The sequence below is a fragment of the Candidatus Moraniibacteriota bacterium genome (genome assembly GCA_026396275.1).
Classification (GTDB): Bacteria; Patescibacteriota; Minisyncoccia; order Moranbacterales; family JAPLXC01; genus JAPLXC01.
The window spans coordinates 35,761-57,956 of the sequence record JAPLXC010000007.1; the positions used below are offsets into that span (position 1 = coordinate 35,761).

Here is a 22,196-nt window from a genome sequence, read left to right on the forward strand (position 1 = left end):
ATCAGCCTATTACTGGCAAACCACTCAGATCTTCCTTAATAATAGTTTTATAAAGAGGATTTTTTTTGAGAGCGACTTCTCCATTATGTTCCACGACGTAATAAGCAAATCCTCTCATTTCTTTTACCAGCTCGTAGTCCGCGTGTCCGGGAAAACTGGCAGGATCCCGCTCTTCAAAATCTACCGGACTGTCATCAGCAGTGACAAAATATGTTTCTCCGGTGTTAACTAATAAATGTCCGAATTTGGAAGGCATAAATATTTCCTCTCTCTCCTTAACCGGAATTGCTTTAAATTCAGAAACGACATCGGGAATCATTTCTCCATTTTCACTCTCGGCCAATTTTTGAAGCAGAGCCACTCCCTGGCCATAAACAATCCAATAAGTTTCACTTAAGTTCCCAATGTGATAATGCCCGTAGGTTTTTATATATTCTCCAGATATTGTTCCGGGCTCCCAAACAGTTATATTTTTTTGGTCAGACCCGCCTCTAATCATATAATAGTGGATAGCAGGACCAACGCCGGTGGGATCCATAAGGACTTCTTTCATTTTTTCATGGGTTCGCGACGCGTAATGCTTGGGAACATTCGTAAAATTAATTGTCATAATACTATAATTTATTAATTATTAAGATGGTTTAAAAACACTTTTATTATTCGTACATTCATATGAATTCGTAATTCGTAGAGAAACACTTATTTTCTCACTCTCTTCGTTTTAATATACCACTTGTCCGCCTCGGAAAATCTTCCCGAAGGAGAGTTAACATTCTCCATTCTAATCCCTTTTACTTTTTGACTAACCGGATACAGGTAACTGGGACTGTACAGAAAAACCGCCGGAATTTCTTCGGCCACAACTTTTTGAAATTCATGATAATACTCCACCCGTTTGTTTTCGTCCAGTTCCTGACGGGCTTTCTCCAGTAGCTCGTCCGCTTTTTTATCGTCCAGCAGGGAAAGGTTGAGACCGGGATCTTTCTTTTGACTGGAATGCCAAAATGAATAGGGATCGGGGCTAAAACTTACCGCCTGACCAAATAAAAGTGCGTCGTATTCCCGGGGGCGGATATAGTTCTGCTGCAGATCAGAAACCGCGAGCACTTCAACTTTAACTTTGGCCCCTATCTTTTCCCATTGACCGCGGAGAATATCAGCCGTCTGGGACAACTCCGGCCAGTCAGTGGTAAAAATTGAGAACTCAAGTTTTACGTCACCTTTCTTTCTTACTTTTTCTCCCTCATCGTATTTCCACCCGCTTTCTTCTAATATCTTCTCGGCTTTCTGAATATCGAAATCGTATTTATTAATCTCTTGTTCGCATTCCTTCATTTGAAGCAGAAAAGGAGAATGGACCGCGGTTCCCTTGCCGTGAAGAACGTTCTCAATAATTTCCTGGCGGTTTGTGCCATAAGCCAGAGCCTTGCGAACATCGTCATTGGCTAGCGCTATGTTCTTGGTCTGATTAAAAAAGACGGCAAAATATCGAGGAATGTTTAATTCATGAATGCGCGTGCTTTTGGACACCTTAATTTCGGAAATTTTCTCCGGAGCAATATTTCCTATTCCTTTTATTTCCTTTTCATTGTAAGCGGAAACTGCGGCATCCTCATCCGGATAGAAATTAAAAGTAATCTTTGAAATGTTGGGCTGGCCTTCGAAATAGTCCTTAAAGGCTGCAAGATTATAAGTCAGAATATTACCACTGGAATCCTTTTGCAAATCAGAAAACTGATAAGGACCGGAACCGATCGGACGAAGATTGTATTCAGCCAGTGAAAATTTTTCCGGAGCAATATTTTCCCAAATATGCTTAGGCAGGATTCCCATTGTTAAGTTGCGAGGAAAGCCGAAGTAGGGGCTGTTCAACGCGAAGGAAAGCGTATAGTCGTCAACCTGGCTAACTTCTACTCCCTGCCAATTCTGACGAAGAGGACTTTTGTAAGCCGGATCCTGAACAACACTTAAGGTGAAAAAGACGTCGCTCGCGTCCAGCTGCTCCCCGTCATGCCATTTTATGTTTTTCCTTAGATGAACAGTGTGGGTTTTCTGATCAGAAGAAATTTCGTAGCTTTCCGCAAGATTATTAACCAAGTTCCCCTGATTATCGTACTTCAGCAAACCGCTGTATATTAACTGGACCAAATCGGAATCGGCTTCGCTTGTTTGAGAAAGCAGAGGATTTACGTACATCGGCTGTCCCACAACTCCTTCTATATATTCTCCTCCTTGTTTCGGAACCTCTTGAGTAAGTCGGAAATACCAAGAGCCAATCCAGAAAAAAAGAGAGGTCACAATAATAGTCGCAAGCAACGTAACAAATGCCTTCTCTCGAAAGCTAAGGGTCTTACTGACATAGAACCAGTTAGAAGGCAGAAGAAATTTAATTTTTTCCTTGATGCTAATATGTTTTTTCTAGAAAATTAAGATCTCGCGAAAAAAACAGTGGCCACTGCCATTGCCAGAAAAAGCACAGATAATACTACCGAGAATTGAAAGAGAAATTTTTCTATTCCCCGTTTTGTGTAATAGCCCCCGAAATCACCGCCAAATGCCGCGCTTAGCCCCGACCCGCGGTTTTGAAGCAGAATGGAAACCACAAGCATAATCGCTATAACAATCTGCGCAATTGTGAGTATTTTCATACAACTAATACCCTATCACAAGTGTGCTGGGAAATCAACCTCAAAAAATAATTATTGCTAATTCTCCTTTTATTTCCCCTTTTTTTTCGCTAAAATACCGCTGTACTTCCTCGATACTTCCCCGGACGATCTCTTCAAACATTTTCGTAAGTTCCCGGCCGACAATTACATTTTTCTTAGTTTCCATCCGGTTGAGAAGTTCAAGATTTTTGAGCAAGCGGTGAGGCGATTCATAGTATAGTACTGGATGGCGCAAAACGGAAATTTCCCGAAAAAATGTTTCTCTTCCCTTTTTGTGAGGAGGAAATCCCATAAACGCAAACCGCTGCATATCAATTCCTGCCACGCTTACCAAGGCAGTAAGAGCCGAGGGACCCGGAATCGGAATGGATAAAAATCCATCTTTAACCAATTCTCCAACTAACTTATTTCCTGGATCAGAAATTCCGGGAGTGCCGGAGTCCGTTACTAGGGCAATATTCTTTCCCTGGGTCAGTAAGTCCTTGAGATAATTTTCCCGTTGGCGGGAACTGTGCTGATGATAGGATATCAAGGGTTTTTGTATGTTATAATGGCGGAGAAGCTTTTGGGTCACGCGCGTGTCCTCGCAGGCAATAAGATCAACATTCTTTAAAACTTCAAGAGCCCTTAAGGTTATATCTTTTAAATTCCCTATCGGAGTGGCAATGACGTATAATGTTCCAAAATTGTTCATTAAATTATTAACGAGTTAATGTGTTAACGAGTTATTTTTATTAACCCGTTAATTCGTGAACCCGTTAACTGGATAATTTTTTAATATATGCTTTTAGCTACTCACGCTCTTACCGGTGCGATTATCGGGAAAAACATAGCGAGCTCCTGGCTGGTAATTATTTTTTCCCTGATACTGCATTACGTTCTGGATATTTTTCGCCACGGGGAATACTTGAACCGAAATTCCCGCTGGATCGAATTCTGGAAAGTGCTGGCCGATCTGGCAGTAGGATCTTCAATTCTTGCGCTAGTAATTTATTTTTTAAATCCTCCGGCGGCAGTGACAAAAAATATGCTAATTGGCGCTCTTTTTTCAATGTTTCCCGACTTTTTCTCCCTTATGTATTTTAAGTTCAATGTCGGATTTCTCAAAAAACTATTTGATTTTCATGTCTGGATCCACCGCTACCCGCCGCTTTCTCCTGAGAGGGAATGGAATTTAAGAAACGCATTTAATGATATTATCGTTTCAATAACTGCTATTATACTTTTAATAGTTTAATGCAAAGTGAAAATCTCAAATTGCTTTTTATATTGTCATTTTGATTTTTGATATTTGATTTTTGATTTTTTATAAATACTTCGCTGTCCAGCTTTTTTTGCATTTCTTTAATTTATCAGGCGTTCCTTCATAGACAATTTCTCCGCCTTTTTCTCCCCCGTCCGGCCCCAGTTCAATCACCCAATCGGCATTGCGGACAACGTCAAGATTGTGCTCCACCACCAGAACCGTGTTGCCTCTTTCCACCAGCGCGTCCAAAACGCTAAGAAGGCGTTTAGTATCATCAAAGTGGAGTCCGACCGTGGGCTCATCCAGAATATAAAGAGTTTTTCCGGTAGATTTTCTCGCCAGTTCGGCCGCCAGCTTGATCCGCTGCGCTTCCCCGCCGGAAAGATTGGTGGCGCTTTGGCCCAGCTTGAGATATCCCAGTCCCACTTTCTCCATTATCTCCAGCTTTTCGGCAATAAGCGGATAATCGCTGAAAAAGTTAAGGGCAAAACTTACATCCATATCCAACACTTCAGCAATATTGAACCCCCTGAACTCAACATCCAGGGTCTTTTTGCTGTACCGAGTGCCATCGCAGGCCTCGCACTTGATGTACATGTCCGGCAAAAGATACATTTCAATTTTATTCATTCCCTCTCCCTGGCAGACCTCGCAGCGCCCGCCTTTCATATTAAAACTGAACCGGCTGGCGGCGTAACCCCGAGAGCGAGCTTCTTCCGTTCCGGCAAAGAGGTCGCGAATTTGAGAAAACACACCGGTGTAGGTGGCGGCATTGGAGCGGGGAGTTCTTCCGATCGGGCTCTGATCAACACTGATTACTTTATCAATGGCGCTTATTCCCTGTACGTCTTTATGCTTTCCTGGCTCATCTTTGGCCTTATAGAAATAACGGGCAAGAGCTTTAGCTAGAATATCTTGAACCAGGGTTGATTTTCCCGATCCCGAGACCCCGCAGATAACCACAAATTTTTCCAATGGAATTTTAACATCAATGTTTTTGAGATTGTGCTCGCTAGCCTTAATGACTTCAAGTGTTTTTTTGCTTCCTTTCCGATAATCTTCTTTTTCGCAGACCTTCTTTCTTCCGACCAAATAAGCAGCGGTAAGAGTTTTCGATTGGAGAAGTTTATCTAGTGTTCCCTCAAACACTACGGTCCCCCCATTTTCTCCTGCTCCCGGCCCCATATCAATAATCCAGTCGGCGGCGCGAATGATGTTTTCGTCATGTTCCACAATCAGCAAGGAATTGCCAGCGTCCCGCAGTGACTTCATAGTCGCCACCAATTTGTCGGTATCGCGGTTATGAAGTCCGATGGATGGCTCGTCTAAAATATAAGTAATTCCCATGAGACGAGAATTTATTTGCGCTGCGAGGCGAATTCTTTGGGCTTCTCCGCCGGAAATCGTCTGGGCGCTTCGCGCCAAATTCAGATACTCCAAACCGACATTTTCCAGCGACTCTAGTCGTCTTATCATTTCACGAACCAAGGGCTTGGCAATTTTTCTTTCCCGATTTTCAGCTTTCCACTGATTACTGTTTGCCAAAAAACGCTTAAGCCGCACCATGTCAAGATTTACTACTTCATCAATCGAACGTTCATCAATAAGAACAGAAAGATACACTTTTCTTAAGCGTTTTCCTTCGCAGATAGGGCACTGCTGGGAAACCATGTACTTTTCCATTTCGGCTTTCAGAAAATCAGATTTCGTTTCTTGGTATTTTCTCTCCAGGCCGGGAATAACTCCTTCAAATGGGATCAGAACTGAAGAAACTCCTCCTAAATCGTACTCCCTTCGTTCGGCAATCAGCTCATCCTTGTCTCCAAAAAGAATGATATCCAGATGCTTGGAAGAAAGCTTTTTCACAGGAACATTGACGGAAAAGCCATATATTTTCGCCAAGGATTTTAAAACGGAGAGATGATTCGTCTGGCTGTTCATTTTTCCTCCGGCTTTGCTCCAGGGCTGAATAGCTCCTTCGGAAAGTGACAGATTTTTATTGGGAATAATTAGATCCGGGTTTATCTTGAGCACAAATCCCAATCCGGAACATTGCAGACAGGCCCCTTCCGGGTTGTTAAAAGAAAAGTGGCGAGGAGTGAGTTCCCGCAGCGCAGTGCCGCACTGCCGGCAAAGAAAGTCCTGATTGTAAGTTTTTTCTTTACTGTTATCAATTACAACAAGAGTTGATCCCTTTCCCAGTTTCATAGCCGTTTCAATCGAATCCACGATTCGCTCCCGATCCGGATTTTTTCGGTCAAGGATAATTCTATCGACCACAATCTCGATATCAGCAGGAATTTTATCACTGGCAATCAGCAAGGCCTCAGGTGCTCCCATCACTTTTTTGTTAAAGCGCACTCGGGCATAACCGGCTTGTTGAATACCGCGCAGTATCTCTTTGGAATTTTTATTTTTGTCCAATGGTTTAGCTAAAATCATAATGTGGCTCCGGTGGGGCAGCGGCAGAATCTCGTCCAGAATTTCCTGATTGCTTTTTTTCTGCATCAGCGTTCCGCACTCGGGGCAATGGGGTTTTCCGATTTTGGCAAAAAGAATTCGCAGATAATCGTAAATTTCCGTGAGCGTTCCCACAGTGGAGCGCGGGCTGCGGCTGATTGACCGCTGATCAATGGCAATGGTGGGGCTCAGGTTCTCGATCTTATCAACATCGGGCTTGACGGAGGCATCCAAAAAATTGCGCGCGTAAGAAGAAATCCCTTCCATATAGCGGCGATTGCCTTCGGTAAAAATTGTGTCGAAAGCCAAAGAGGATTTTCCCGAACCGGAAAGTCCTGTGATTATTACCAGTTTGTCGCGGGGAATGTCGACATCAATATTCTTCAGGTTGTTCACCCGCGCACCCCGAACCAGAATTTTGTCCCTTTGGCTTGAACTTTTTTTTGCCATTTGAGAGGAAAGTACACCCCCACATCAATTCCAGGAAAACCCGAGATAATTTAAAGTCATAAGTCGAAGCCGCTTATCGGCTTTAGTAATCGATTACTAAAGGTCTTTATAAGAATTGGTGTGGAGGTAAATAAATCACGCTAATTGTAAATGGTAAAGGATTTTTAGGGATTTGTAAAGACCTGAATTCCGGACATAGACAAGTTACGTCCAAATAAATAATATTAACCCCGGAGCAAGCTCTGGACTTTATTTGCGCAGTTCCGCTGCAGCTTGAGAGAAGAAGAAAGCAATCGAGAGCGAATTAGATCAGATGAGACTCAAACTTCAGCAACTTAAAGTCATTTTTGACACGATTACAGTTCCAACTCAGCAATGAGCTACCCGTCCAGGCAGGAGTAATAAGTTCAAACTTATCTCCTGCTTTTTTATTTCTAAATCAGTTTGTAGTTTACTTTTCTAGCTATGGCTAGAAAAGTAAACTAATCGCGGATTGGAAGTTATTAATAAAATTAATTATGCTATAATTTCCTTATGAGAACCAAAAAAATCAAAGCTCCTGCCCGCAATGTAACCCATAATAAAAACCAGCAAAAACCATTAACTGAAATGGATACTGATGAAATTTTAGAAGCATACGGGCATAGCGTTGCAGGCGGGGAAAAACGCGAGATTAAAAAACGAAAGAAAATGATGGTTTCCGGCAAAAGCGTGTTTAAAATCAAGGAAATTATTGACAAAAAATCGAAGAACTGATAAGCTTTTATTACAACTTAGAAAGTCCCGATTCGCTTCGCTCCGATGTTGCGTCGGAGATAAGGCGAAATAATCCATCAAAAGGGCTTTCTTTGGTGGATATTTTAATAACAAAACTTGAAGCTTGAAACGTAAAAATAAATTTGTTTCATGTTTTATGTTACATGTTACATGAACTAATGCTCTACGAACTTTGTTACCTCGTCGGTGAATCCAATGAGCCCAAACTGGAAGAAATAAAAAAGGAAGTGGCAGCTATCGTCACCCAGACAGGAGGCATTTTTCAGGAACCCCAAATTATTGAAAAAAGAAAAATGTCTTATAAAATAAAAGGACAGTTTCGGGGAACATACGCTGCCCAGCGTTTTGAAATACCGGAAAAAGATTTTTCTGAACAAAAGCCCGGGGAGGCAAATGCTATCCAGGCCATAACCAAAAAGCTGAATCTTGACCAGAACATCCTTCGCTTTATTATCGTAAAAACCGATGATCTTCCTGAACTTAGGCCGAAGGAAATTGCTCCCAGAGAAAAAGTAGTCGCTGCACCGGTCAAAAGAAAAGATAAGGAGAAAACCGCGCCGGCTAAAAGCATTGACGAGAAATTAGAGGAAATTTTAAACATATAATTCACAAAACATGAAACATGAAACATGAAACAATTAATGTTACATGTTGTATGCTACATGTTATATGACGTATGAACGTCAACAAAGCAATCTTAGTCGGCCGCTTAACCCGCGATCCCGACATCCGCACCACTCAATCCGGACAAACCGTGGTCACGATAGGGCTGGCCACCAACACTTTCTGGACCGACAAAAGCGGCCAGAAACAGGAAAGGACAGAATTTCACAATGTTGTTTTGTGGGGACGCCTCGCCGAAATTGCCGGCCAATATCTGACCAAAGGGCAGGAGGCCTATTTTGAAGGTCGTCTTCAAACCAGAACCTACACCGGCAAAGACGGCGTGGAGCGAAGAGCAACTGAAATTATCGCCGAGAATATGCAGCTGGGCAGCCGTCCGCGAGGGGAAGGTGTGTCTCCGTCCTCTGCCGCTGCGGCGCAAAAAAAAGAACTGACTGAAGAAATCCCCACTATCAACCTTGACGAAGAGCAGGGAGAAGTGAAAATTGAGAATGTCCCGTTTTAATAACTATCCTCGCATGCGACATATAGCATAAAACACGCAATAATGGAGAATGTTTTATGTTACATATTTCGTGTTACGTGAAAATATGGAAGCAAAAATCTGCCACTTTTGCGATCAAAAGATGGATAAAATCGACTATAAAGACGCCTACCTTTTGCGCCGGTTTATGAATTCGCAGGGGAAAATCTATCCGCCCCGCCGGCACGGAACGTGCTCCAAACACCAGCGAACTCTGGTTCGGGCTATCAAAAGAGCCAGAATTATGGCATTGGTGCCGTTTACAGTTAAGTAAAATCATGAAACATAAAACACGAAACATGTAACAATAAGTTACAAATGTTTTATGTTGTATGCTACATGGAATATGTTGGGTATTTCTGAAATCAAAACCGGAAAAAACATTGTCCTAGACGGCGAGCCATACGCTGTGCTTTATCACGAACATTCCAAAATCGGGCGAGCCGGAGCGGTACTGCGCACTAAAATAAAAAATCTGGTGACCGGCGCAGTACTTGAAAAAACTTTCCAAGGAGCAGATAAAGTTGAAGAGGCGGACATTAGCAAATCCAAAGCGCAGTATTTATATAGAGAAGGAAATAGTTATTTTTTTATGGATACTGAAAGTTATGATCAATTTTCATTGCCGGATAAAGTATTGGAAAACGCAGTAAATTACCTCATTGAAGGAACCGAAGTTACCATTCTCAATTTCAACGAAAATTCCATAAATGCGGAACTGCCGATAAAAATGAAACTGAAAGTTGTCGATGCTCCGCCGGGAATCAAAGGCGACACAGCTTCCTCGGGCGGAAAATCAGTAACCGTGGAGACGGGAATGAAAGTAACCACTCCTCTTTTTGTTAAGGCCGGTGATGAAATAATAGTAAACACTGAAACGGGAGAATATGTCTCCCGGGCATGAGTTATTCTTTACGAATTACGACGTAAAGTCGCGTGGCGACCACGTCGCTTTACACGAATCAATTACGAATATACTAATTCTTCAATCAGATATTCATATATTTGCCCGCCTGCTGTGAAATTCCTTAAAACTAGTACTGACTCAATAAATTTCTGTTAATAACAAATTTGTAGAATTTTATTACGGCAGCATTTCGAGCAGGTACGAAATTAATAATTAGTAAACCATTAAAAAAGACGAAGTATGTTACTCCGCCTTTTTTTATTTTCAAGCGAAGCGAGTGAAATGAAAATTTATTTTCATTTCCGAGCGAGCGCTGAAAAATTTATTTTTTGTCTGGCAGTTCTCGTTTTTATATTATCCCTATCTGGCCGAATAGCGTCATGGCCAAAAGAGGCGTCAGCGCTATAAGCACAGCGAGATTCATTTCCTCCTTTTCTTTCTCCTCCTGCTCCCTCCTTTCGCAATGAGGGCATTTATCGGTTGTTGGCTCCATAGTATTGGGAATTAATAATTAAAAGCAAAAAACGGGCTGCCACCCGTTTTTTAAGCTCTTTATAGAGATTATAGCAGATTTTTAGCAGGTTGTCAATAATGGAACTTCTATCCTTTGGCTTTCTGGATAACGCTTTTTTCTACGTCTTTGATAATTTTCGGATTTTCTTTCAGGAACTGCTTGGCATTTTCCCTTCCGGTCCCCAGTTTTACTCCTTCAAACATATAAGAATTTCCTGTTTTTTTAATTATTTCGTATTTCACTCCGGTATCAACCAGATCCCCCGTTTGGGAAATTCCTTCATTATACATAATATCAAATTCGGTTGTTCTGAATGGAGGAGCTACTTTATTTTTCACCACTTTGGCTTTAACGCGGTTGCCCACTACTTCATCCCCTTTTTTGATTTGGGCCGAGCGCCTTACTTCGATCCGGACTGATGAATAAAATTTCAGGGCTTGCCCGCCGGTAGTTGTTTCTGGATTGCCGAACATTATGCCGATCTTCATCCGGATTTGATTAATAAAAATTACAAGTGTATTTGATTTAGCGATAATGGCGGTTAGTTTGCGAAGGGCTTGGGACATGAGGCGTGCTTGTCTTCCAATGTGCAGGTCACCCATCTCTCCTTCAATTTCAGCCCGCGGGACCAGAGCCGCTACCGAGTCAATCACTATCACATCCACCGCGCCGGAACGGACCAGGGTTTCCACGATATCCAACGCCTGCTCTCCGGTATCCGGCTGGGATATCAAAAGATCGTTAATCTCCACTCCGATCTTTTTCGCGTATTCCGGATCCAGCGCGTGCTCTGCATCAATAAAAGCTGCCGCTCCGTCCGCTTTTTGGGCATTAGCAATAATGTGAAGAGCGAGAGTTGTTTTTCCCGACGACTCCGGCCCGTAAATTTCAATTACTCGTCCCCGGGGAACTCCCCCGATTCCCAATGCAATATCCAAGGATATTGAGCCGGTAGGAATGGCTTCCACATCCACTTTGCGGGCGTCACCCAATTTCATAATCATTCCCTCCCCGAATTTTTCCTTAATTTCCTCCATTACCTTGTCAACTTCTTTTTCCAAGCCCCTATCATGAATTTTTTGTCCTTTTGGCATATGTTTATTGAATAGTTAGATGATTAATTATGTTATTTAGTCCGTTAATATTTTGTATTAGCGTCAAATATAACGTCCCGCACGATTCCCGGATCGTTACTCAAGACCCCGATATCCTTTCCGTTTATTTTCAAATAGGTGTTATTGCCTTTCCCCGAGGTGATGCTTATTTTTTCATTGGCGGAAAATTTCTGAACGGCTTGAGGCAAAAGCGTTCCGCTAAAAACAACGCTTCCGTCCGCTTCCACTGAAAGCCAGGTGGAGTTGGGCTGGACCGTAATTTCTACTTCCAGCTTCTTTTCTGTCTGCGATTTATTCTCGCCTCCAGTAGCGGAATTTCCTTCAGCCGGCCCCGCGTAATTGGCTTTCACCGAAACGGTGCGGATTGACTCCTTGCGAAATTTGTTTACTGCTTTCACGGTGATCGTGTTAATCCCTTCCTGAAGGCCTATATGTTCATTGAATTCTCCATTTTCGCTTACCAGAACCGGCTGGTCGTTTATGAATACTTCCGCGTCCTTTTCCGCGATTCCTTTGACGTTCACAGTATCTCCTTCAATAATCTCTCCGTCTGCCGGCTGGACGACAACCAGACGAGGAGTGGCAATGAAAGTATCCACTTCTTTGTAAAGATAGAAAATACCGACTAGTATTACCAGGATAACAAAACTTATAACCAAAATCCGCGGAGTGATGACCAAGCCGGAAATTTTTATCGGCCCAATGTATTCTTTCTTGCCATCTGTCTTTTTGATATTCTTTTGGATGCCCTCCTCACGCTCGTAGAGCTTGATTAACGCCTTTTCGCTAACTCCGGTATAAGCGGCGTAGCTTTTCAAAAAACCTTTTACGTAAACATCGGCCGGAAGTTTTTCATACTGTCCGTTTTCCAGATATTCCAAATACTTTGCCTGAATCTTGGTATTCTTTGAAATTTCACTCAAACTCAGCCGCCTCTCACTTCTGATTTTTTTCATTCGCTCTCCTAAAGTCAGAGAGTCAATCTTTTTTCTAGTAAAGTCACGACGAGCCATAAAAAAACTTAAAAACGCAAAAATTAAACCTTAAATTTTCTACATTTGCCACCTATTCTGTTCTTCCTCGTTCTCTAAAGAAATGGGATTGTCATGTCCTTCCTTTTTCGCTAAAACTTCCCGCGGCTTGGCTCCTTCTCCCGATCCCACTACTCCCCGCTCTTCCAGCACATCAATGAGGCGCGCCGCCCGGGCGTAACCGATGCGCAGCCGCCGCTGGAGAAGAGAGGAGGAGGCCTTCCCAGCTTCAATTACAACGCGTTTGGCTTCTTCATAGAGGTTGTCTTCATAAAGATCACTTGCCGCAACAGTACTAAAGTCAACTTTCCCGTTTTCCAGAAGGCCTGAATTTTCTTCGCCTGCCTGCCGGCCAGGCAAGCTTTCCAGTTCTTCTTCCTTTATCTCCCACTTTTGACTTTTAATAAAATTCACCACTTTTTTCACTTCCGCTTCAGACACAAAAACGCCTTGAATGCGGCGCAGTTTGGCGGACTGCGAAGAAAGATAGAGCATGTCGCCATTGCCCAGCAATTTATCGGCGCCGCCAACATCCAGGATTGTTCGCGAGTCAACTTGAGTGGCTACTTTAAAAGCAATTCGGGTGGTAATATTGGCTTTAATAAGCCCGGTCAATACTTCCACGCTGGGGCGCTGGGTGGAAACCACCAAATGAATCCCTACCGCCCGCGCCATCTGGGCCAGACGAATAATGGCTCCTTCCACTTCTTTGCCGTGTGAGGCCATCAAATCCGCTAACTCATCAATAACAATGATAATATAAGGCAGTTTTTCCAATTTTTCTTCGCGGACTTCCTTTGTTTCAGAATCAGTGTAAATTATTTTTTGGCCGGATTGGATTTTTTGATTGTAGGAAAGAATATCTTTCGAGCCCGTGTCCTGAAGCAGATGATAGCGATGCTCCATTTCTCCAATCGCCCATTTGAAGGCACCCAGCACTTTTTTGCTTTCCACGATAACATCGGAAAGAAGATGAGGAATGTCGTTATACAAAGAAAGCTCCACCCGCTTAGGATCAACCATAATCAGCCGAAGATCATCAGGAGAATTTTGATAAAGAAAAGAAAGGAGAATGGAGTTGATGCACAAACTCTTTCCGGAGCCGGTGGATCCGGCAATAAGAAGATGCGGCATTCTGTGCAGGTCGGAAAAAATATGGCTGCCACTCACATCTTTCCCCAGAGCAATTGTCAAGTTGGATTTTCGGGACTTAAAAGCATCGCTTTGAAGAAAATCCTTAAGCCGGACCAAAGCCGGCTGTTTATTGGGAACTTCAATTCCAACAAGTGACTTTCCGGGAATGGGCGCTTCGATGCGGATAGGATGGGCTGCTAGCGCTAGAGACAGATTATTGCTAAGTGCGGTGATTTTGCTCAATTTTATTCCCACCGCCGGACGAAAACTGTACTGGGTGACTGTCGGTCCCACTTGAATGTCGCCCAGTTCCACCTCAATGCCAAAGTGTTTAAGCGTATCCTCGATAATCTGAGCGCGTCTTTTAACATCTCCGCCGTAGGCCTTGCCTGACTCCGGCTCCAGCAAATCCAGGGGTGGAAACTGCCAGGATCGTTTGTGAGAAGTCGGCTCTTCCATTTTTTTATCGCGGGAAAGCCAGGGAATTGATTTAATTGAAAACTGGGGTTCAACTTTTTCTTCTTCTTTAATTCCTTCACTCTTGGCTTCTTTTTTCTCTTCTTCCGGACTATCCACAAATTCTATTCCGGAATCGGCCGCTGGTTGTGAGCTGATGACTTCTTCTTCCTTAATTGTCTTTTCTCTTTTCCAGAAAGCTGACATTCCCCGGAAAAAACCGGCAATTGAGACATTAAAAGCGATAATAATTCCAATTAGAAAAAGGGCTGCTAAGACAACTGTTCCTGCCGTTACTTCAGAAACTTTAAGCAAAAGATAGGCCAGGCCGAAACCGACATATCCTCCGCCTTCTCCGTTTTGAGCAAATTTTGCCAATTTTTCCGGATCAAGAAAAAGGTGGAAAAAACCCAGCAAGGCCAGGAAGGCCACTGCCAATCCCACTAGCTTAGTGACATAAAAGAGTGTTTCTTTGCGAAAAAGGAGAATTATTCCCGCAACAATTAAAACTAAAGGAGAAAGCCATTTGCCCCAGCCGAAAAGAAGACTGACCATCTTATCAAGGTATTTCCCCAAGGCACCGGCGCTTTCAAAAAAACCCAGGACGAAAATTATCGCCAGGGCAAACAAAAAAATCGCCACTGCACTGCGCTTGGCATCGCCATGGACATTGCCTTTTTTAGCGTCATCGGACTCCTCTTTGTCCCGTTCTTTCCTTTCTTTATTCTTTTTTCTTGCCATATCGTCTTCATTCTAGCATATAATTTTTAATTTATCCAACTAAAAAGTAAAAAGGGCGACATTTTTTGCCGCCCGGAAATTAACTTAATCGGTCTTTATTTTTCCCTTTTCTTTTCTTTGCTCTTTTAATTTTTCCACTTTTTTAAGAGCTTCTTTCTCCTTTTCGGTAGTTTTTTCCCTTTTTATTACTCTGATTTCTCGAACGCTTCCTTTTTCATCCTTCCCGAATAACCTGAATCTAAGTCGAAGATATTTTTTACTTCCTTTCAGAAGCATAACGAGATTTTCGTCAATTACCAGCACTCTGTGAATTTTCGTAAAGCCATAAGATACTCCCAGAACAGTGGTTATTACCAGACCAGTTTCAGTTATCACATCAGTGATGGTTTTGTTAGTATTGCTGTCTAAGGGCTCAACGTAGTATTCCTTATAAATTTTTCCTGCCATTTCAAACCTCGCCTCCTCTATTTTTTAATAGTTTTTACAAAGAACGAAACATTATCTTGTTTTAGCACCTCGTAGCCGTTATGTCAACTGCATGGCGGAAGAATTCCAAATATTGCTAATGTCATTCCATTGCAAAGCCGTCAAATTCTTTCGTGTCCGGCTGGTATTCAAAATCAACTTTTTCCACCCGGGCGAGCGGCGGCCCTTTCCGGCACCACTCCAAGAATTTCTCAAGTTTAACCTTGCCGCCCTCGGCTTCAATATAGACCGTGCCGTCCGGCTCATTGCGGGCAAAACCGCTGATTCCCAGTTCTTCCGCTTTTTCTCTGGCTGAATGGCGAAAAAATACCCCCTGCACCCGCCCGTAGATTTTAATCCTCAAATGCCACATAACAGTCCGGTATAATTCTTAGCTCCTTTATCTTTGTAACACTATACAGCCGTAAACAAAAACCGGTTCAGGAAAGAGCTGGATAAATTATTTTTGACTTTTAATCTTCTTCTGAAACGCGCGGTAGAGAAAGTAAGAACCAGCTGTTCCCAAAAGCAGGACGCCGGCGAAAAGAAATATACTCTCGCTAATTAGTATATAACTTGAATAAATAACAAAAATAGCAAACGGCAGTTCAGCCAAAATCGTAGCCAGCAAGTATTTTTCGAAATCATAGCGGATGATGCCCAAAGTGTAGCTGGCTACTTCAGAAGGAACTGCCAGACGAAAGAAGAAAACCAGCCAAAACTGGGATCGCGGAGATATCCGCTCTTTATAGTATTCTATTTTTTCAAAGGAAACGAAGCGCTCGATTAGTTTCTCCCGCGAGTAAGAGCCGACCAGATAGGCAACGATGCCCCCGATGATCCAGCCGGTAAAAAGAAGCAGGAATGTCAGAAAGTTTCCCCACGCCAGAACGGCTGAAGGAACAAGCGGAACACTGCTGAAGGGCGAGAGCAAGACGGAGAAAGCGGAAATCCCGATAAATAAAATTCCTCCGAAGAACTTGTTTTCTTTAAGATAGTCGCCAAGATATCCTATTGAACTTAAAACGACATTATAAAGATATGAGGAACAAAATATAATCAGAGCCAGGGCGGCCAAAACGGACAGGATTAAAAAAATTTTCTTGCTGTTCATATTTGCATTATAACACTAAAAATACTTGTCCGCCCTCTACTCAAAGAGGATAAATTAGGCGGAAAACCCAGCCCCGGAGAAGCTGGAAAACATCACATTAATTTACCCACGCACCAGAAAGCCCCGGACGTCAGTCCAGGGATGAATGACAAAAGCCCGAAAGGCTTTCGGTACGGGGTTCCGCTCCACGGAACTCCGAACAGAAAGAAACCACGGGCGTAAGCCCGTGGAGCTTCACTTGACGAATTAATGACAAAGTACTATGCTACGCTCATAAACTTGAGCAGTTTCTTAATTAAAAGAACTCAAAGAGGAGGTAAAAAATGGGATCCGGTCCGGAAAGACATCACAAAATTGATCTCATAGAAGATCTGGAAAAAGTTTACAAAGAGAAAGGAAGAATTCCGAGAGCTACCGACCTTATGGAAGCTCATCAAAAAGGAAAGTGTGTTTCTTACACCGTGTATTGCCGCAGGTTCGGAAACTTTAAAAATGCCATTAGACAATTGGAGAAAAAACTGGGAAGAAACCCTTCCGATCAAGCAAAACTGTTTTAAACGCACTCAAAAAGTAAGATCCCGTCTTAACACAAGGCGGGATTTCTTTTTTTTGTGAACTTTACCTTAAACCAAAAACTTTCTCAAAATCCAGCCACTGGGAAAGCTCCCTTTCATTTTGAACGTAACCCCGAAAATCTGTTTTTCCGCCTTTGTGAATTCCCAGATGCAGGTGTTTTCTCTCCCCGCTGGTTTCCCGGCTGAAGGGCTCACCCAGAATTGCAATTAGTTCTCCTTTTTTAACTGGCGCATTAATTTGAGCCGGTGATTTTTGGAGGGAAAGATGACCATAAAGCACTGTTACTGCTTCATTATTTATCGCGCAGGATTCGATTATCACGCCCCCATAACCATTTACTTGCCCTTTAAAAATCACTTTCCCGTCGCAAATGGCAAAAACCGGGACATCCTGATTTTCTTCTCCGGCAAATATTTCAAAATCCGTCCCGGTGTGAAATCCGGTAAACTTTTCCGGCTGAACCGGAGAATTTTGCGGCGTGACATAAATCCCAAACGGTTTTTTTGTAATTCTTTCCCTAGCTTTTACTAATGGAATATCCAGTGAAGGAATTTCTTGGCTGGGAGTACTAATTCCGCCCGCGGCCGGACTCGGTCCGGAGGATGGCTCGTTTTTTGAAATTTTTTTATTGGCGGAAAAGAAGGAAAAGGCAACCGTCGCCGCCAGCAGGAATATGATGCCGATTGCTAAGTACTTTTTCATTTTCTTGCGAACTTTATGAAATTTTAGGCATTTCTATCCTATGCTAAAAACCAACTGCGGTCAAAAGAAAAACGGGCAAGGAGTGTAATCCTGCCCGTCAAGGTGAGTGCTAGTTTCTCCCGATGACTAACCTGTATTGTCGTTTGCGGGAGATGTCCTCTTTTTTAAGAAATTTGCTAATTTCTTCATCTTTGATACTGCTGGTCTCGGATATAACGAATCCGTTTCGCTTGAGCCCTTTCCGATAACCGGCAGTTCTTTTGGCTTCAATTAGGGAAAAATAGGCTTTCCCTTCTCGGCTAAATATGAACCCGACGTAATTTAATGCAACTGATTGTTCCATCTACTCCTCCTTTTTTCGTTAACAAAAGAGCAAATCAAATAATTATACAAAAATCGCGTTTATTGTCAAGATCATAAGCCCCTACTTGATTTTTTTGCGGAATTTATTTACTGCGTCTTCTTGAACGTAGCCAGAATCTCATCGCAAACGTCGCACTGGTTGGTAAAAATTATTCGGCATCCTTCATTGCCCTTGGTGATGTAATAAGTGAATATCTTTACGCTTGAATCCCCTGGGGTCTGGTCTTCCGAGAATTTTATTGCCTCCATTCCGTTAACTGTCAGTTTTTCATTACTTTTTCCTTCCTGAAGCATAAACTTAACTTCTCCAATGCTATCAAGGTTTCCTTCATAAAGGCAAGTGACGTCAAAGCCATATACTCCCGGCTTCATTTGGTTTTGCGCATATTCCAGTTTCTTGCTTGAGTAATTGTTGAGCGTCACATTGGCCGGCGGTGGAGGACAGCAGCCGTCCTTGAGGAAGTACCAGTTTTTGGGATATTTTATTTCATAGTTATAACTTTCATTTTTGTAGGTTTGCCAATCCGTATAAAGATCGGCTTGACCTTCTTCAACAGCTTGATTATCAGACACTTGATCGGCAGCCGGCTGACCAGAAATTTTTGCTCCGTTTTGATTTTGCGTTTGGGTATTTTTCGCGTTTTTGCAACCGGCTAAAATAAATACAAAACCGACCAGCAAAATAAACATCGGTAAAAATTTAAATTTTTTCATTTAAGTTTTATTATTATAATTACGCTTTTATTCTACCACAAAAATCATACAACATTCCAACATTCTGCAGAAAATGAGAATGTTTTTAGTATTGCTTGATGACTGCTATAAATTGCGTACGCAATCCATAGCAACTGTTAGGTTTGATGGCCGAAGCGAGAACGGTTCTCGAGTGATCTCTTTATAGCATTAAAAACAGGAGTTAGTCAGCGACTAGCTCCTGTCGAATTCATTTGGTGTTAATATTTCACCAAACAACCGCCCATAATTCTCCGTCCGTAGAGAAAATGAATTGGTTATATTCTGGCTCTGTTTTTAAGAGGACTCTTTCTAACCAAGGAGTTTTACATGTTTGTGAAACTTGCTTGATTAAGCTATGCGCTTTTTTATGGTTCGTGCGAAGCGCATGTAGTCTCAAATCGAAACCCAAAGATCCGTCTTTCATGCGATAGGCTCCACTAGTGCCGAAAAAACCAACATTTGGAATGCCATCGCTCAAGCGCTGTAAAAAAATCCTGACAGCCTCAATATGCTGTGCTGGTACTTTCCCTATAAAATTATAGGGCTTTTCATAGTGAAAGAAACGAGTTTTTCTTTTTTTCATCCGTACTCTTTCTATCTTTTTTTTCGGCATTCTTACCTCCTTTTTTAACATTCTCCGACCAGTTCTTTTAGAACTTGCGTATAAACTTCCAGCCATTTTTCATTAAAATTACCCCCTGTTTCCTTATAATATTCTTCGGCTTCTCGGTCTGCAATATGTGCGGCTCTTTCAACTATATTATGTGTGTGATGTTTCACTAATTCCCTCCTTCTTTTTTTAATGTTCTGAATAAAATAACATAGCATGAAGCTATGCTATTGTCAATATCTTGCTTAGAGAGATTATCGAGGTTCAACCTCGATAGGAAATACTCTGAAGGGCTTATTCCCCTCTTTTGTATTTGAAAGAAATATTCGGATAAACTTTAATTAATTTATCAAGAGAATCAGCATCTCCCAATATTCTCAGAACTTCCCCAAATATGTGCTGGTCGCTCATTTGACTGTGATGGTATTCCACATCTTCAGGCTTGGCATCGTTACGCAGTGTTATATACAATACGATCTTTGGATCGAGGACATCTTTTGAATCATTTAATTTAATCTCTGCGTATCTTGCTATTCCTAATGCCTGTTGTATAGAACTGCTTACTTGCAGATTCTCTCTGTCGAGGGTGCGTGTTTTATTCATCCCATCAAGGACACTCTGATAATCTTTTTTATTGATAATCCCGCCTAATTCCAAATAGCGTTGATAACTATTTTCGAGGATATCTGCATTTCTTTCTCTTCCTTCGATATCTTGTGTAGCCACGACTTTATTTTCAATAGATTCTCTGCTCATACTTATTTTTTTATAAATAAAAAATAACTTATATATATATTATCACAACCGTTTAGTGATTATTACTCATCTGCTCCGAACGCTGAACGCCTGTCCGCCTTTGGCGGAAAATCTTTACCCCTTAGTGCCCCGCCACAGCGGGACTACTACTGGGGTTTCCACCGCCGCCGAATTCCTGCCTGCCGGCAGGCAGGTTTTACCCCAAAACAACTTTCAACAGTTCCGGAAATTCTTCTGTTCCCATATCACCCAATGTATAATGCCCCTTACTCTTAAGCTCAATTATTTTGCCATCTAAAACCTTATGGTAAATTTGAAGGCTTTTTTTGCCATCCTCTTCCTCGTCATCAGCGGTAAACATGATAATCTCTCCAATCCTATCTTTAATTTTCTCGTCTATTGGATAGACATAGAAAGCTTCCCTAAATTTATCGCCCGCGTCAGGAATTTTCCAGGGAGCTACCAGTATTAATTTTCTTATTTTCTGTCTTGTTTCACCCAGCCAGCGCACCAAAAAAGCACATCCGCAACTATGTCCAATTAAAATCGTATTTTCCGTAACTTCATATTTTTCAAATTCTTTTTTGAATTTTTCATAATCCGGCGCCCAGGGTTCAGGCAAAAGCGGAGTTTCTGTCTTTATTCCTTTGGCAATTAATTTTTCCTTAATCCACGGAATCCAATGTTTGTCATATGTCCGCGTCTGCGGATCCATTGCTTTCTCTTTGTCCGAGGGACACCCATGAATTATTATGCAATTTATTTGTGACTGATCCATATAATAAAGTTGAGGTAAGCTTGTCCCGTGATCCGCCGCGGATTTTACGGGGTAATTAATTACGTAATTCTGAATATTACACTATCCTTAAATTCTCAAGTATTTAAGGATGGTGTTATTCTGTCTGGAATGTTTTTAAGAATCGGACGAACATTTTACCATAAGGCGACAGGGCGTGCTCCACAAAATTGCCGCGATATTTTTTGTTAATAAGCCCCGCCTGATAAAGTCTTCTGGTATGCTCGCTGATTGTTTTCTCATTGGCTTTCAGTTTTTTAACTATATTATCAAGTGTAATGTCTTTTTGTTCATCTATTAGTAGCAATATATCAATGCGGTGATGGTTGGCCATTCCTTTCAAGTGCCGCTCCATTTGTTTTGCCGTTTTGATTTTCCTCATATTAACATTATACACAACCATCCTTAAATTCTCAAGTATTTAAGGATAGTTTAGTAGTTAGGTGTTTCTTGAAAACTCCTATTCAACCCAATCCCAATGCCCAAAGGCAAAATCAAAACTCCGGCAAGGATGATTATAGATTTTTTGGAGATGAACATGAACGAAATTTATTTATTATATTTGTGCCAGCGACTTGTCCCGAGTTTATTGAGGGAAGCTGGCGCGCCGCTTTCATATTTCTAATTTATCACGCCTCTGCAATTTTTACTGCCGCATTTGCATTTAAAAGAAACCAAACTACCTTTTCCGTAATCAGAAGTTATTTCCTCACCTTTCTTAATGTCTCTAACGGCGACATCGCAATAGTTTTTTACTCGCGTGTTTGGTTCGCAAGAATGATTAACAAATTTTTCAGGCGATTGCATTAATAAATATTTATTCCTTCCGGCTTTATAAATATAATGTCTTTGGCCATTTCTTAACTTTTCAATTTCTGATTTTCCCAAAAATTTTGGGGTCCACTTTAAAACAATTTCGCCTTTCTTGAAATTTCTTGCGGCAAATACACCTTTCTTTTCGATTTTCGACTTTTTTACTATTATGTTTTTCATTCAAAATTTTTGAGATAAGCTTACCCCGCCTGCCCCGTAGGGAAACTTTGTTTCTCCTTTGGGGTAGTGAGTCCCTGACTCTACTACTGGGATTATACCACCAAAATAAAAACCGGCCTCATTGCGAGAGCCGGTATAGAAACCGCGAGATTAAAATAGTTTTTCCTGAATATATTTGATTTTAATGGCTTTTTTCTTTCTCTTTTTCGGCGCGTGACTTTTTTGAATTCGCAGATTGTCTGCTTGTTCAATGGTAGTGCCTTTTCCGTACTTTCTCGCGGCCATCCTTTTGGCATAAGCGATTGCCATATTTTTCGCCGCCGCTGGAAAATAAGCTTCAAAGATTTTGTTGATAAAGAACTGGTCGGTTATAAGGATTCCGAGCTTATTGTGCGCTTCAAATCTTCCCGAAGCTTTATAATACTCTGTCTTCACATCC

General features: G+C 41.9%; 28 protein-coding genes. 7 read left to right on the plus strand and 21 right to left on the minus strand.

Annotation, left to right across the window (positions count from 1 at the left end):
• Position 1: 1 nt before the first annotated feature.
• The 4 genes from NT136_02135 to rsmI all read right to left on the minus strand — a co-directional run bounded on the left by NT136_02135 (position 2) and on the right by rsmI (position 3,363).
• Entirely contained in the window at positions 2-610 is a 609-nt protein-coding gene (locus NT136_02135) for a hypothetical protein (GenBank protein ID MCX6765734.1), read from the minus strand.
• Positions 611-699: 89 nt separating this feature from the next.
• The gene (locus NT136_02140; GenBank protein MCX6765735.1) at positions 700-2,298 is read right to left on the minus strand and encodes an ABC transporter substrate-binding protein; all 1,599 of its coding nucleotides are present in this window, start codon (positions 2,296-2,298) and stop codon (positions 700-702) included.
• Positions 2,299-2,426: 128 nt separating this feature from the next.
• Entirely contained in the window at positions 2,427-2,648 is a 222-nt protein-coding gene (gene secG, locus NT136_02145) for a preprotein translocase subunit SecG (GenBank protein ID MCX6765736.1), read from the minus strand.
• Between the two features lie 40 nt (positions 2,649-2,688).
• Positions 2,689-3,363, minus strand: a complete 675-nt coding sequence (gene rsmI / locus NT136_02150) for a 16S rRNA (cytidine(1402)-2'-O)-methyltransferase (protein ID MCX6765737.1) — start codon at positions 3,361-3,363, stop codon at positions 2,689-2,691.
• Between the two features lie 87 nt (positions 3,364-3,450).
• On the opposite strand from rsmI, the gene NT136_02155 reads away from it, so the two are divergent.
• Positions 3,451-3,906, plus strand: coding sequence for a hypothetical protein (locus NT136_02155; protein ID MCX6765738.1), 456 nt, complete (start codon positions 3,451-3,453; stop codon positions 3,904-3,906).
• 69 nt (positions 3,907-3,975) lie between these two features.
• Here the strand turns inward: NT136_02155 and uvrA are convergent, their stop codons facing one another.
• Positions 3,976-6,825, minus strand: a complete 2,850-nt coding sequence (gene uvrA, locus NT136_02160; protein MCX6765739.1) for an excinuclease ABC subunit UvrA — start codon at positions 6,823-6,825, stop codon at positions 3,976-3,978.
• Between the two features lie 534 nt (positions 6,826-7,359).
• Here uvrA and NT136_02165 point away from each other — a divergent pair.
• From NT136_02165 to efp, 5 genes are all read left to right on the plus strand, one after another.
• On the plus strand, positions 7,360-7,581 hold the full coding sequence (locus NT136_02165; protein ID MCX6765740.1) for a hypothetical protein: 222 nt from the start codon (positions 7,360-7,362) through the stop codon (positions 7,579-7,581).
• A gap of 179 nt (positions 7,582-7,760) precedes the next feature.
• Positions 7,761-8,207, plus strand: a complete 447-nt coding sequence (locus NT136_02170) for a 30S ribosomal protein S6 (GenBank protein ID MCX6765741.1) — start codon at positions 7,761-7,763, stop codon at positions 8,205-8,207.
• Positions 8,208-8,278: 71 nt separating this feature from the next.
• The gene (ssb, locus tag NT136_02175; GenBank protein ID MCX6765742.1) at positions 8,279-8,731 is read left to right on the plus strand and encodes a single-stranded DNA-binding protein; all 453 of its coding nucleotides are present in this window, start codon (positions 8,279-8,281) and stop codon (positions 8,729-8,731) included.
• An 85-nt stretch (positions 8,732-8,816) separates the two neighbouring features.
• The gene (gene rpsR, locus NT136_02180) at positions 8,817-9,023 is read left to right on the plus strand and encodes a 30S ribosomal protein S18 (GenBank protein ID MCX6765743.1); all 207 of its coding nucleotides are present in this window, start codon (positions 8,817-8,819) and stop codon (positions 9,021-9,023) included.
• Between the two features lie 72 nt (positions 9,024-9,095).
• A complete protein-coding gene (efp, locus tag NT136_02185) occupies positions 9,096-9,653 on the plus strand; it encodes an elongation factor P (protein MCX6765744.1) in 558 nt (185 codons plus the stop codon).
• Between the two features lie 352 nt (positions 9,654-10,005).
• Here efp and NT136_02190 read toward each other — a convergent pair whose 3' ends face one another.
• From NT136_02190 to NT136_02220, 7 genes are all read right to left on the minus strand, one after another.
• Entirely contained in the window at positions 10,006-10,149 is a 144-nt protein-coding gene (locus NT136_02190) for a hypothetical protein (protein MCX6765745.1), read from the minus strand.
• Between the two features lie 107 nt (positions 10,150-10,256).
• Positions 10,257-11,264: a recombinase RecA gene (recA, locus tag NT136_02195; GenBank protein MCX6765746.1), complete on the minus strand. Its 1,008-nt coding sequence runs from the start codon at positions 11,262-11,264 to the stop codon at positions 10,257-10,259.
• Between the two features lie 44 nt (positions 11,265-11,308).
• Complete coding sequence (locus tag NT136_02200; GenBank protein ID MCX6765747.1) at positions 11,309-12,298, minus strand: DUF4115 domain-containing protein; 990 nt, start codon at positions 12,296-12,298, stop codon at positions 11,309-11,311.
• A 39-nt stretch (positions 12,299-12,337) separates the two neighbouring features.
• On the minus strand, positions 12,338-14,647 hold the full coding sequence (locus NT136_02205) for a DNA translocase FtsK 4TM domain-containing protein (protein MCX6765748.1): 2,310 nt from the start codon (positions 14,645-14,647) through the stop codon (positions 12,338-12,340).
• Positions 14,648-14,731: 84 nt separating this feature from the next.
• Positions 14,732-15,094 (minus strand): hypothetical protein, encoded by a 363-nt coding sequence (locus tag NT136_02210; protein MCX6765749.1) that lies wholly within the window; start codon positions 15,092-15,094, stop codon positions 14,732-14,734.
• 121 nt (positions 15,095-15,215) lie between these two features.
• A complete protein-coding gene (locus NT136_02215) occupies positions 15,216-15,485 on the minus strand; it encodes an acylphosphatase (GenBank protein ID MCX6765750.1) in 270 nt (89 codons plus the stop codon).
• Between the two features lie 87 nt (positions 15,486-15,572).
• Positions 15,573-16,226 carry a VTT domain-containing protein gene (locus tag NT136_02220; protein MCX6765751.1) on the minus strand — a complete coding sequence of 218 codons (654 nt, stop codon included), beginning with the start codon at positions 16,224-16,226 and terminating at the stop codon, positions 15,573-15,575.
• Between the two features lie 323 nt (positions 16,227-16,549).
• Here NT136_02220 and NT136_02225 point away from each other — a divergent pair, with 323 nt between their 5' ends.
• Positions 16,550-16,783: a hypothetical protein gene (locus NT136_02225; protein ID MCX6765752.1), complete on the plus strand. Its 234-nt coding sequence runs from the start codon at positions 16,550-16,552 to the stop codon at positions 16,781-16,783.
• A 61-nt stretch (positions 16,784-16,844) separates the two neighbouring features.
• On the opposite strand, the gene NT136_02230 is transcribed toward NT136_02225, so the two are convergent.
• The 9 genes from NT136_02230 to NT136_02270 form a co-directional block, all read right to left on the minus strand.
• Positions 16,845-17,504 carry a M23 family metallopeptidase gene (locus tag NT136_02230; protein MCX6765753.1) on the minus strand — a complete coding sequence of 220 codons (660 nt, stop codon included), beginning with the start codon at positions 17,502-17,504 and terminating at the stop codon, positions 16,845-16,847.
• Positions 17,505-17,613: 109 nt separating this feature from the next.
• Complete coding sequence (locus NT136_02235; GenBank protein ID MCX6765754.1) at positions 17,614-17,847, minus strand: hypothetical protein; 234 nt, start codon at positions 17,845-17,847, stop codon at positions 17,614-17,616.
• Positions 17,848-17,954: 107 nt separating this feature from the next.
• Entirely contained in the window at positions 17,955-18,581 is a 627-nt protein-coding gene (locus tag NT136_02240) for a hypothetical protein (protein MCX6765755.1), read from the minus strand.
• A 247-nt stretch (positions 18,582-18,828) separates the two neighbouring features.
• Complete coding sequence (locus NT136_02245) at positions 18,829-19,281, minus strand: hypothetical protein (protein ID MCX6765756.1); 453 nt, start codon at positions 19,279-19,281, stop codon at positions 18,829-18,831.
• Between the two features lie 225 nt (positions 19,282-19,506).
• Complete coding sequence (locus NT136_02250; protein ID MCX6765757.1) at positions 19,507-19,968, minus strand: hypothetical protein; 462 nt, start codon at positions 19,966-19,968, stop codon at positions 19,507-19,509.
• Between the two features lie 196 nt (positions 19,969-20,164).
• Positions 20,165-20,746, minus strand: a complete 582-nt coding sequence (locus tag NT136_02255) for an alpha/beta hydrolase (protein ID MCX6765758.1) — start codon at positions 20,744-20,746, stop codon at positions 20,165-20,167.
• A 115-nt stretch (positions 20,747-20,861) separates the two neighbouring features.
• Entirely contained in the window at positions 20,862-21,146 is a 285-nt protein-coding gene (locus NT136_02260; GenBank protein ID MCX6765759.1) for a winged helix-turn-helix domain-containing protein, read from the minus strand.
• Between the two features lie 239 nt (positions 21,147-21,385).
• Positions 21,386-21,757 (minus strand): SET domain-containing protein-lysine N-methyltransferase, encoded by a 372-nt coding sequence (locus tag NT136_02265; protein MCX6765760.1) that lies wholly within the window; start codon positions 21,755-21,757, stop codon positions 21,386-21,388.
• A 150-nt stretch (positions 21,758-21,907) separates the two neighbouring features.
• The gene (locus tag NT136_02270) at positions 21,908-22,192 is read right to left on the minus strand and encodes a hypothetical protein (protein ID MCX6765761.1); all 285 of its coding nucleotides are present in this window, start codon (positions 22,190-22,192) and stop codon (positions 21,908-21,910) included.
• Positions 22,193-22,196: the final 4 nt, after the last annotated feature.

What these genes read in the sequence shown, in the direction of transcription:
- NT136_02135 (MCX6765734.1), bottom strand. Translation starts at nt 610, where the DNA reads ATGACAATTAATTTTACGAATGTTCCCAAGCATTACGCGTCGCGAACC.
- secG (MCX6765736.1), bottom strand. Translation starts at nt 2,648, where the DNA reads ATGAAAATACTCACAATTGCGCAGATTGTTATAGCGATTATGCTTGTG.
- rsmI (MCX6765737.1), bottom strand. Translation starts at nt 3,363, where the DNA reads ATGAACAATTTTGGAACATTATACGTCATTGCCACTCCGATAGGGAAT.
- NT136_02155 (MCX6765738.1), top strand. Translation starts at nt 3,451, where the DNA reads ATGCTTTTAGCTACTCACGCTCTTACCGGTGCGATTATCGGGAAAAAC.
- uvrA (MCX6765739.1), bottom strand. Translation starts at nt 6,825, where the DNA reads ATGGCAAAAAAAAGTTCAAGCCAAAGGGACAAAATTCTGGTTCGGGGT.
- NT136_02165 (MCX6765740.1), top strand. Translation starts at nt 7,360, where the DNA reads ATGAGAACCAAAAAAATCAAAGCTCCTGCCCGCAATGTAACCCATAAT.
- NT136_02170 (MCX6765741.1), top strand. Translation starts at nt 7,761, where the DNA reads ATGCTCTACGAACTTTGTTACCTCGTCGGTGAATCCAATGAGCCCAAA.
- ssb (MCX6765742.1), top strand. Translation starts at nt 8,279, where the DNA reads ATGAACGTCAACAAAGCAATCTTAGTCGGCCGCTTAACCCGCGATCCC.
- rpsR (MCX6765743.1), top strand. Translation starts at nt 8,817, where the DNA reads ATGGAAGCAAAAATCTGCCACTTTTGCGATCAAAAGATGGATAAAATC.
- efp (MCX6765744.1), top strand. Translation starts at nt 9,096, where the DNA reads ATGTTGGGTATTTCTGAAATCAAAACCGGAAAAAACATTGTCCTAGAC.
- NT136_02190 (MCX6765745.1), bottom strand. Translation starts at nt 10,149, where the DNA reads ATGGAGCCAACAACCGATAAATGCCCTCATTGCGAAAGGAGGGAGCAG.
- recA (MCX6765746.1), bottom strand. Translation starts at nt 11,264, where the DNA reads ATGCCAAAAGGACAAAAAATTCATGATAGGGGCTTGGAAAAAGAAGTT.
- NT136_02200 (MCX6765747.1), bottom strand. Translation starts at nt 12,298, where the DNA reads ATGGCTCGTCGTGACTTTACTAGAAAAAAGATTGACTCTCTGACTTTA.
- NT136_02205 (MCX6765748.1), bottom strand. Translation starts at nt 14,647, where the DNA reads ATGGCAAGAAAAAAGAATAAAGAAAGGAAAGAACGGGACAAAGAGGAG.
- NT136_02210 (MCX6765749.1), bottom strand. Translation starts at nt 15,094, where the DNA reads ATGGCAGGAAAAATTTATAAGGAATACTACGTTGAGCCCTTAGACAGC.
- NT136_02215 (MCX6765750.1), bottom strand. Translation starts at nt 15,485, where the DNA reads ATGTGGCATTTGAGGATTAAAATCTACGGGCGGGTGCAGGGGGTATTT.
- NT136_02220 (MCX6765751.1), bottom strand. Translation starts at nt 16,226, where the DNA reads ATGAACAGCAAGAAAATTTTTTTAATCCTGTCCGTTTTGGCCGCCCTG.
- NT136_02225 (MCX6765752.1), top strand. Translation starts at nt 16,550, where the DNA reads ATGGGATCCGGTCCGGAAAGACATCACAAAATTGATCTCATAGAAGAT.
- NT136_02230 (MCX6765753.1), bottom strand. Translation starts at nt 17,504, where the DNA reads ATGAAAAAGTACTTAGCAATCGGCATCATATTCCTGCTGGCGGCGACG.
- NT136_02235 (MCX6765754.1), bottom strand. Translation starts at nt 17,847, where the DNA reads ATGGAACAATCAGTTGCATTAAATTACGTCGGGTTCATATTTAGCCGA.
- NT136_02240 (MCX6765755.1), bottom strand. Translation starts at nt 18,581, where the DNA reads ATGAAAAAATTTAAATTTTTACCGATGTTTATTTTGCTGGTCGGTTTT.
- NT136_02245 (MCX6765756.1), bottom strand. Translation starts at nt 19,281, where the DNA reads ATGGCTGGAAGTTTATACGCAAGTTCTAAAAGAACTGGTCGGAGAATG.
- NT136_02250 (MCX6765757.1), bottom strand. Translation starts at nt 19,968, where the DNA reads ATGAGCAGAGAATCTATTGAAAATAAAGTCGTGGCTACACAAGATATC.
- NT136_02255 (MCX6765758.1), bottom strand. Translation starts at nt 20,746, where the DNA reads ATGGATCAGTCACAAATAAATTGCATAATAATTCATGGGTGTCCCTCG.
- NT136_02260 (MCX6765759.1), bottom strand. Translation starts at nt 21,146, where the DNA reads ATGAGGAAAATCAAAACGGCAAAACAAATGGAGCGGCACTTGAAAGGA.
- NT136_02265 (MCX6765760.1), bottom strand. Translation starts at nt 21,757, where the DNA reads ATGAAAAACATAATAGTAAAAAAGTCGAAAATCGAAAAGAAAGGTGTA.